Genomic DNA, 638 nt, shown 5'->3' with positions numbered 1-638 from the left:
GGTGACGCCGTTCTCGCGCAGGCGCCGCACCATGTCCCACATGCCGCGCCGCAATTCGACGTCGACGCCGGCGGTGGGTTCATCCAGGAACAGGATCTTGGGTTCGTGCGACAGCGCCTTGGCGATCATCACGCGCCGCTTCATGCCGCCGGACAGGGCCATGATGCGGCTGTCCTTCTTGTCCCACAGCGACAGGTCGCGCAGCACCTTCTCGATGTATTCGGGATTGGCCGGCTTGCCGAACAGGCCGCGGCTGAAGGTGACCGTGTTCCACACACTTTCGAAGGCGTCGGTGGAGATCTCCTGCGGCACCAGGCCGATGGCGCTGCGGGCGGCGCGGTAGTCGGTGAGGATGTCGTGGCCGTCGGCCAGCACCCGGCCCTCGGTCGGGTTGACGATGCCGCAGATGATGCTGATGAGCGTGGTCTTGCCCGCGCCGTTGGGGCCGAGCAAGGCGAAGATCTCGCCGCGTTGGATCTCCAGGTCGACGCTCTTGAGCGCCTGGAATCCCGAGGCGTATCGCTTGGATAGGCCTTGAACTGAAATGACCGGCTGCACTCTGGCTCCCAGCGTGGTGGACAACCGCTGATTTTACCCGCCTGCCGCGGGCGGCTTGTTCGGCCTGGTGGAACGGTGTG

At 65.5% G+C, this 638-nt stretch carries 1 protein-coding gene; it reads right to left on the bottom strand.

All coding sequences use genetic code 11. The features are described from left to right. A partial coding sequence (locus RCF13_RS19985; protein ID WP_308141487.1) for an ABC transporter ATP-binding protein occupies nucleotides 1-558 on the bottom strand: 558 nt, incomplete at its 3' end. Nucleotides 559-638 lie beyond the last annotated feature (80 nt).

The sequence above is a fragment of the Stenotrophomonas maltophilia group sp. RNC7 genome, from assembly GCF_030910085.1.
GTDB classification, from domain to species: Bacteria; Pseudomonadota; Gammaproteobacteria; order Xanthomonadales; family Xanthomonadaceae; genus Stenotrophomonas; species Stenotrophomonas sepilia.
The sequence above is the reverse complement of the archived record's forward strand: the minus strand, read 5'-3'. Positions and strand labels throughout refer to the sequence as shown.